Source organism: Algoriphagus confluentis (assembly GCF_036245625.1).
GTDB lineage: Bacteria > Bacteroidota > Bacteroidia > Cytophagales > Cyclobacteriaceae > Algoriphagus > Algoriphagus confluentis.
Genome location: NZ_BTPD01000015.1, coordinates 100,032 through 109,266 on the forward strand (window position 1 = coordinate 100,032; position 9,235 = coordinate 109,266).

The window sequence follows — 9,235 nt, forward strand, 5'->3', positions numbered from 1 at the left end:
CTCTGAATTCAGAGGCGCTTTAAAAATTTTGATTTTCTATAGATTAGAATGTGTATCTCAATCCAAACTGCAATCTCCATACGTCAGCTGGGCTCACTGTATTTTGGAAAGAGGAGTCAATCAACTGAGGTCCGAAATTTCTAAGTCTAAATACAGGTGCACCACTCGCATCAACTCCTCTGGGTACCAGTGGAGAGGTAGACGTAAATGTCTGACCCACACCCCAATCAGAATTAAGAAGGTTTCCTACGTTGAGGATATCTACACGGAACTCAAGGAACTGACCTTCTTTCTTGGTGATCAACTGCTGAGAAGCACTGAAGTCAGCTCGGAATACCATTGGCATGATCACCGCACCTCTTTCAGCTATACTTCCTCTGTTTGCGCTGAGGTATTTGTCCTGTTGAATAAATGCTTCCCAAGCGGCAGCTTGCTGCTGAGGAGTGAAAGTAACTCCTGAAGAAGAGAACTGCTCGAAGTTCATTTCACCTGTATTTCTATGGATGTAGATCAAGTCATTGCTGAATCCACCGTCACCGTTGAAGTCCCCACCATATACATAAGATCCGTTACCGAGAGTTCGGCCCTCCCAGAAGAGAGACACATTGGTCTTTCCGATGGTCAATAGATCCGCTTCGTAGCTTAGAGCAGTAAATACTCTGTGACCTGCAAAGTTGGAAGAGAATCCGAGAGTAGGATTATTTGGATCACCGTTGTGTGGGTTGTTGTTCCAAGAACCGAAAGCAATAGAACCAGGATCTACTGTATTTTTAGACTCTCCATAGGAATAAGCAGCCTTACCGGAGAAACCAGCAACGGTTGGGAAATCCACAGAGAAGGAAGCTACCCATGAGTTACCAACTGCCTGATTGGAAAGAGTGACAGCATTGTCAATCTTTCCATTGATTCGCGTGGCAGAGTTCCCACCTACCCATCTAGGTCTTTCATGGGGGCCTGTAAAGGCTCCGTTGGCTGGAGCAAGGTTAGCGTTGTAATAAGCTACTCCATTGACGTCCTGGTTGTAGATGAATTCACCGGTGAATACAAAACCTTTTACTTGCTTATCCACAGCGATGTTTGTTCTCCAAACCTGTGGGAACTTGAAGTTTTCTTCAGTCAGAGCCAATTCATAATTGTCTGCCGGAGCACCACTTACACTACCTGGCTTGTAAGCATCTGGATCTGGATTGAACGGACGGGAATCAGTATTATCCTGTCTTTCGAAACCGGTAAGGATACCATTGTTACCTACTTGGTTAGAAATCCACACGTAAGCAGGTCTGCCGGTGAAGATTCCTGTTCCTCCTCTTACTTGTAGCGTCTTGTTTCCAGAGGCATCCCAGTTAAATCCAACTCTAGGAGACCAAAGGATATTGGCACCCGGAAGTTGATCTGTTCTGAATCTTACAGTCTCCCCAGCTGGATTTCTAAAGTTGAAGGTTTCTACTTCCGGATTTCTCAAAGCAGTCTCTCCAAAGAACGGAATATCAATTCTCAAACCACCGGTCAAATTGAATTTGGAATTCACTTGATATTCATCTTGTATATAGATACCTGCATAATTTACTTTCAAAGGCTGGATAGGCTTCACCTGACCCGGAACGTTCGAATATCGAACTTGGAATCTTCTAACGTTGATGGTATCCTGTCTTCCAGTCAAGAATGCATCAGCACTGGAATAGAAGTCGTCCAATGAGTTGAATACATAGGCTGACTGAGCACCAGGGAAGAAAACATTTTCAGACTGATAGTTTTCAAAGCTGAAACCTCCGGTGAAAGTATGCTTTCCATAGAAATACTGGAGGTTGTTCTGAATTTGGAACGTCTTATATCTCAACTCATTGTTTGGAGTAAAAGGCTCAAATCCAAAAGTGGTATAGGTAGCTCCGTCTTCCAAGATATCAACCAATGGGAAGAATTGACCTCTTGAACCACGGCTTTCATCTTGATAGGTATAGCCTACAATCAGATTGTTGGTCATATTATTCCCGATCCGGGTATTCAATTCACCAATGATTGATCTGATATTTTCAAAAATGATATAGTTGGAATTTTGGAAATTCAGACCATTCAGGTTCGATCTTCTTGAACCAAAACCCAAGGAAGAAGAGTTGGAAAGCAATACATCTGTGGAAGAATCCAAGTGATTGTATCGTACGCTCAGCTTGTTTCTGTCATTGATGTTATAATCAAATTTCACCAAGAATTTGGTTGCTTCTGTAGAGTGATCATATCCCTGATAAGGTCCAGTCACATAACCGAAATTGTCTCTCAAGAAGTTACTTAACTGGTTCAAATCAGAAGCAAGAACTCGGGTTACGTTTCCACCAATTGCTTCACCACCGTTGTTGGCTCTGAAAGTAGTTCCAGGTTCTGTTGTTTTTTCATCTTCAAAAGAAGCAAAGAAGAATAATTTGTCTTTGATAATTGGGCCACCAACACGGAAACCTACTTGTCTGTACTTGAATTCTCCCGGATCAAATGTATTCTCCTTGGCTTGAGTACCTACATTGTTGTTATTTCTCCAGAAATAGTATGCGGATCCTTCAAATTCATTGGTACCTGAACGAGTTACCGTGTTAATCCCAGCACCGGTAAAGTTACCCTGACGAACATCATAAGGAGCAACATTCACAGAGATTTGGTCAATCGCATCCAAAGAAATAGGAGAAACACCTGTTCTGCCTCCCGGGTTACTTCCACTTCCTAGACCAAATGAGTTGTTGAAGTAAGAACCATCAACCGTAATGTTATTCAATCGAGAGTCCTGACCAGCAAATGACTGCCCATTGGACTGAGGAGTCAAACGGGTAAAATCATTGATATTTCTGGAAATGGTAGGAAGCTTAGAAATTGTATTGTTGTTGATGGAAGTTGAAGCTCCCGTCCTCTCGGAAGAGAACACACTACCTTCTGCAGTCACAACCACCTCTGTCAATTCAGTTCCCTCTTCAGCAAGAATCACATTTACGTTAGAAAATGTACCAAGGGACAATACAATATTTTCTACCTCTTGTGTGGAATATCCAATGAAAGAAACAGAAACTCTGTATGGACCACCTACACGCATACCTGGAATAGAATATTTCCCTTCAATGTTGGAAACAGCCCCATAACGGGTACCGGATGGAAGGTGAGTTGCTACCACGTTAGCTCCGGGTAGAGGTTCGCCGTTTGCTTCAGTCACCACACCGGAAATACCCGAAGTGGTCACACCCTGAGACAAGGCATATCCGGTGCTCAGCACCAGCATGACCATCGCCAGCAAGTTCTTCAGTAAATTTTGCCTCATAATTTTTTGTTTTGGTAAGAGTTGGTTTTGATTTAAAATCGTCGCAAAGGTAAGGTTGACTTCCTGATTCAAAGGGTAGTTAACGTTAAATTTTGCCCTGCAAATTTCACACTTTTTAACATAAGCTTAACCCTCCATTCCAAACATTTTTGAATTTCTCGGAAAAAAGTCTTGAAATTTTAACCCAATTTTCGCCAAAAGTAATCCAATTTGGATTTTTTGGCTTATATCTTATGGAGGTTACACCTTGAATCATCTAGTGATTGATGTATAAAAAAACACATAACCCACATATTCTTTTAGATTTATATTAAATTTCAAAATATTATTGCTTTGAGAGATAAAAACATCATCTGGCTCTATTTGTTTTTGGGTGCCACCCTAGTCGACCTTACCTTTTTGATCGAGGGAAATCAGGCCTCCAGATTTTTCTCCAAGCCTCTCATTCTCTTGGGGTTGATAGGATACTTTTTTTTCATTACCCGACCTATAGCGAGCACACTTTTAACTAAGTCCGTTCTCGGCGCTTTGATTTTTTCTTGGATTGGAGATGTCCTTTTATTGTGGCCAAACCTGTTTGTCTATGGGCTTGGATCATTTTTCCTTGCGCATGTTTGCTATATCATTGGATTTAAGTTGGCACAAAAACAGGCTACCCGTATAGATCAGGTCAACTTTGTCCGTAGTTTTTTCTTCAATCTCCCGGTCTATTTGGCAGCAGCATTTATTTTTTACCTCATCAATCCCAATCTGGGAATTCTCAAAATCCCCGTGATCGGATACATTCTGGTCATCGTATCCATGGTAGCCACGGCAAGAGACCGATATAAAAAATGCATCCCAGCGAGCTTTTGGCAGGTGTTTGTGGGTTCCATCCTGTTCTTGATTTCCGATGGGATATTGGCTGTGGACAAATTTTATCTGTCTTTTCCAGAAGCGGGAATTCTGATCATGGGGACATACGCTACTGCGCAACTCTTGATAGTAATGGGTATTCGCTCTTATCTGATCGGGGAGAAATAAAAAAGGATGGCCTCTAGAGACCATCCTTTGACTTATTTTTTCAAGGCCACCTTTATCGACAATTCCTGAAGCTGATCTTCCGAAATCGTGCTTGGTGTATCGATCATCACATCTCTGCCTGAGTTGTTCTTCGGAAAAGCGATATAATCCCTTATCGAGTCAGAACCCCCAAAAATGGCACAAAGACGATCAAAGCCAAAAGCAATTCCTCCATGTGGGGGTGCCCCATATTCGAAGGCCTCCATCAGGAATCCAAACTGTTTCTGTGCCTCCTCAGGAGTAAATCCTAAATGGCTGAACATCAATTGTTGGGTAGCCCGATCATGAATCCTGATGGATCCACCACCGATTTCGACTCCGTTGATAACCAAGTCGTAGGCGTTGGCTCGCACAGCTCCAGGGTCTGTCTCCAAAAGTGGAATATCCTCACGTTTGGGTGAGGTAAAGGGATGGTGCATGGCATGATAGCGCTTGGTCTCCTCATCCCACTCCAAGAGTGGAAAGTCAATGACCCAAAGCGGCTTGAATACATTTCTATCCCGTAAGCCCAGGTCCTCACCCATCTTCAGTCTAAGCTCAGATAGCTGCTTTCGGGTGGTCTTTGCCTCTCCACTAAGCACCAGCATCAAGTCACCCGGTTTTGCTCCGAAAGCTTCAGCCCATGCCGACAGATCCTCCTGAGAATAAAACTTATCTACACTGGATTTGAGTGTTCCGTCCTCATTGAATCGGACATAAACCAAGCCCTTAGCACCGATCTGAGGCCTTTTGACCCAATCCGTCAATTCGTCCAATTGCTTGCGGGTATATCCTGCCGCTCCCTGAGCACAGATACCTACGACCAATTCTGCCTGATCAAAAATCGAAAATCCCTTGCCTTTGGCCAGGTGGTCCAATTCGACAAATTTCATCCCAAACCTTAGATCAGGCTTATCATTGCCATAGCCTTTCATGGCATCTTCGAAAGTCATTCGATCCACTTCGCCGAGCTCGATTCCTTTTACCTCCCGAAAAAGACTTTTCACCAGACCTTCAAAAGTCTGAAGTATATCTTCCTGATTGACAAAAGACATTTCGCAGTCGATTTGGGTAAATTCCGGCTGACGGTCTGCTCTCAAGTCTTCATCCCGAAAACATTTCACGATCTGGAAATAACGATCAAAACCACTGACCATCAGCAACTGCTTGAAGGTCTGAGGGGATTGGGGCAAAGCATAAAACTCGCCCGGATTAACCCGGCTTGGGACTACAAAATCCCTCGCACCTTCGGGAGTAGATTTGATCAAAACTGGAGTTTCCACCTCGATGAAGCCTTGACCGTCCATGTATTTTCTAGTTTCCTGCATCATACGATGCCTTAACTGTAGCTTTTCCCTAACGACCCCTCTTCTCAAATCCAAGTAGCGGTATTTCATCCTCAGGTCGTCCCCTCCGTCTGTTTCATCTTCAATAATGAACGGAGGAACTTTTGCAGGATTCAGAACGGTGAGTTCTTCTGCTTTGATTTCAATGGAGCCGGTGGGAATTTTATCGTTTTTGGAAGTCCGCTCGATGACCTGACCGGAAGCTTGGACCACAAACTCTCTTCCCAGTTGGGCTGCTTTCTCCAACAATTCCTTCTCAGTAGACCCTTCTTCAAAAATCAATTGGGTGACACCGTAGCGATCTCTCAGGTCAACCCAAATCAATCCCCCTTTATTTCTTACCCGCTGCACCCAACCGGCAAGGGTTACTTTTTGATTGACATGGTCTAGGCGAAGTTCGCCGCATGTATGTGTTCTCAGCATTTTTGTATCCTAAATTTTGGGAGGTCAAAGATAAATATTTGACCATGAGATATCCTTACTTACCAGAAAGATTCCATAGAAAGGAGGGGAATTATCAAAGGTTTTGGAAAATTTCAGAAATAGGGAAAAAGTTTTCCTTTTTGAATAGCTGCGGTACAATTGTTGTGCAATGCCGTTCAACCAATATTCTTTGGAAAAAAGACCTTTTTTTCCTTCTTTGGATAAAATCTTATCACCTCAACAGTATTCCAAATCAATGAAAAGCAAACGGATAGGTTTAATGGCTCTAATTTTATTTGCTGTAGCCATCGCAACTTTCCAAATTTTATCCTCAGAAGTAGCCGATACGGATTCAATTGAAGATCAGCCCCTCGATTCGCTAGCCTTGGAAGCTGACCCCCAAACCTATTTGTATGGAATTAATGTCACGGGTTTGAACATTGTGGAGGGTACAGTGAATAAAAATCAGACGTTAGCATCTATTCTTTCGCCCTTTAATGTTCCCTATCAGATCATAGACGAAATCGCCAAAAAGTCCAGAGAGGTCTTTGATGTGAGGTGGATTGCAGCCAATAAGAAATTTACCATCCTTACACCTGCCGATTCTGCCCAAGCGCAATTTTTTATATACGAGCCCAATCCGGCCGAATACGTGGTCTTCAATTTGGATTCTTTGGAAATTTACAAAGCTGAAAAGCCAGCCGAATTCAGAACCAAAGAAATCGGAGGAATTATAGATCGCTCCCTTTATGTAGACATGGACGAAAAAGACGTTTCGATCCAGATTATCAACAAATTCGCAGATCTATTTGGATGGTCGGTTGATTTTCAGGCCCTGCAAAAGGGAGATGTTTATAAAGTGGTATATCAGGAAAAAGTAGTAGATGGGCAGGTAGTTGGCGTTTCGGGTATTCAGTTAGCTTATTTTGAGCACAAAAGAAAACCCTACCATGCCATCCCATTTGAGCAAAACGGAGAATTGAATTTTTTTGATCAGGATGGAAACTCTTTGAAAAAAGCCTTTTTGAGAGATCCTTTAGAATACACCCGAATTAGTTCCAGATACAATCTGAAACGTTTCCACCCCGTACAGAAGCGATACAAGCCTCACTTGGGGACAGATTATGCAGCCAGAACTGGGACAGAAATCCGAACTGTGGGTGATGGGACCGTAGTGGAAGCCAGATATACTTCTGCTAACGGGAATTATGTAAAAATCAAACATAACGGTACTTACACCACTCAATACCTTCATATGTCCAAGATCGGCAAAGGAATCAAACCCGGAGTCAGAGTACAGCAAGGTCAGGTAATTGGGTATGTAGGTAGCACGGGACTTGCTACCGGTCCTCATCTTTGTTTTAGATTTTGGAAAAACGGAAAGCAAGAAGATTGGCTGAAGGAAGAAATACCACCATCGGAGCCTATTTCCGAAGCCAATCGAATGGCTTTTGAATCCAAAAAGATGGAATCCTTGAGCTTGCTAGCGGCAATCAAGATCTCAGACAGTGAAAACCTGGCTGTGAAAAATTCGATTTCAGCTCCTACTAAATCTGAATAATCAGATAATCTACTCACTTCCAGCAAGTTTTCACACGGCTTCATTCCATTTTTATGGACCAAAACTCCATCAGAATAAACAAATACCTGAGTGAAGTAGGATTTTGCTCAAGAAGAGCTGCTGACCAATTGCTTGAAGAAGGGAGAATCACCATCAATGGGAAAATTCCCGACCTAGGCACAAAAGTTTTCCCTCAGGACATTGTCCGAGTAGATGGTAAAGTGGTAGGAAAACCCAAAACCAATCATGTCTACATTGCTTTCAACAAGCCGGTAGGAATAGTTTCCACTACAGATACAAAAGGCGAAAAAGACAATATCATTGACTTTATTGGCCACAAGGAGCGAATTTTCCCAATAGGAAGGCTGGACAAAGACAGCGAAGGTTTGATCTTGTTGACCAGTGAAGGTGATATTGTCAATAAGATTCTGCGGGCAAAAAACAATCACGAAAAGGAATACATCGTAACCGTGGATCGGCCAATAGATAAAAATTTCATTAAAAAGATGTCCTCAGGTATTCCGATTTTGGATACGGTCACGGATCCCTGCAAAGTAGAGCAAATCAGCAGATTCAAATTCAGAATCACACTCACTCAAGGGCTGAATCGGCAGATCAGAAGGATGTGCCAGTATTTAGGATATTCCGTGAAGCAATTGAAAAGAATACGGATTATGAACATCCATCTGGATATTCCGGTGGGAAAATGGAGGGACTTGAGTGAAAAAGAGTTGGAAGAGTTGAATTCACTTTTGGTAGATAGCTCCAAAACCATTTAATGATTAAAGTATAGACAAAACATCAAAAAAGGCCTCAAGATCACTCTTGAGGCCTTTTCGGTTTTTATATCTTTGGATGATCCGATGCTTACATCGTATCCACTTTTTTCTGTCTTCCGGTGTAGCCGAAGCTGCTCTTACCCACTCTCAACTCGGTCCTTCTATTCAGCTGGTGCATCGCAGGCGTACAGGTCACAGTGTTGCAGTCGTGGATCGGTCTTGTCTCTCCAAACCACTGGTACTCCAGCCTGTTCTCCTCGATCCCCCGGTTGATCAGGTACTCACGCACCACATCCGCTCTGCGCTCGGACAGCTTCTGGTTGTACTCGTCACTGCCCCGCTGGTCGGTATGCCCCTCGATGTACAGCATCAGGTTCGGCAGTCTCCTCAGCATCGCTCCCACCTGCTCCAGCTCCTGCTTCGACACCGATCTGAGCATCGACTTGTCAAAGTCAAAGTAGATCGTCGGGATCTCCGCTATCTCCTCCTGGATCTTCTCAAACAGATCCTCCGGCTGGCAGAAGTCCATGTCCTTCAGCTCCTGGGGAATGTCGTAGCTCTTGGTCGGATCCGGAAACGCCTCCAACACCAGCTCCGATCTCCTGTTCAGCTGATGGCTGTCTTCCGAGCACGGCTTGCCGTTCCCGCAGTCGTTGACCAGCTGGCTCTCCCCGAACCACTCCAGACGGATACGGTCACTGTTGATGCCCTTCGCCCCCAGATACTCGGTCACCGCCTTCGCCCGGTTATTGGACAGACGGATGTTGTACTCGTCACTCGCCCTGGAGTCGGT

6 protein-coding genes are annotated in these 9,235 nt (G+C 43.7%); 3 read left to right on the forward strand and 3 right to left on the reverse strand.

Annotation, left to right across the window (positions count from 1 at the left end; all coding sequences use genetic code 11):
- Positions 1-43: 43 nt before the first annotated feature.
- Positions 44-3,292: a TonB-dependent receptor gene (locus AAA943_RS18980; protein ID WP_338225897.1), complete on the reverse strand. Its 3,249-nt coding sequence runs from the start codon at positions 3,290-3,292 to the stop codon at positions 44-46.
- A 333-nt stretch (positions 3,293-3,625) separates the two neighbouring features.
- Between AAA943_RS18980 and AAA943_RS18985 the strand changes: the two genes are divergently transcribed.
- The gene (locus tag AAA943_RS18985) at positions 3,626-4,315 is read left to right on the forward strand and encodes a lysoplasmalogenase (protein WP_338225899.1); all 690 of its coding nucleotides are present in this window, start codon (positions 3,626-3,628) and stop codon (positions 4,313-4,315) included.
- Between the two features lie 32 nt (positions 4,316-4,347).
- Here AAA943_RS18985 and aspS read toward each other — a convergent pair whose 3' ends face one another.
- The gene (gene aspS, locus AAA943_RS18990; protein ID WP_338225900.1) at positions 4,348-6,102 is read right to left on the reverse strand and encodes an aspartate--tRNA ligase; all 1,755 of its coding nucleotides are present in this window, start codon (positions 6,100-6,102) and stop codon (positions 4,348-4,350) included.
- Positions 6,103-6,382: 280 nt separating this feature from the next.
- On the opposite strand from aspS, the gene AAA943_RS18995 reads away from it, so the two are divergent.
- Entirely contained in the window at positions 6,383-7,663 is a 1,281-nt protein-coding gene (locus tag AAA943_RS18995) for a peptidoglycan DD-metalloendopeptidase family protein (protein ID WP_338225902.1), read from the forward strand.
- A gap of 53 nt (positions 7,664-7,716) precedes the next feature.
- Positions 7,717-8,442: a 23S rRNA pseudouridine(2604) synthase RluF gene (gene rluF, locus AAA943_RS19000; RefSeq protein ID WP_338225904.1), complete on the forward strand. Its 726-nt coding sequence runs from the start codon at positions 7,717-7,719 to the stop codon at positions 8,440-8,442.
- Between the two features lie 88 nt (positions 8,443-8,530).
- On the opposite strand, the gene AAA943_RS19005 is transcribed toward rluF, so the two are convergent.
- The coding region (locus tag AAA943_RS19005) for an OmpA family protein (protein WP_338225905.1) at positions 8,531-9,235 on the reverse strand (705 nt) is incomplete at its 5' end.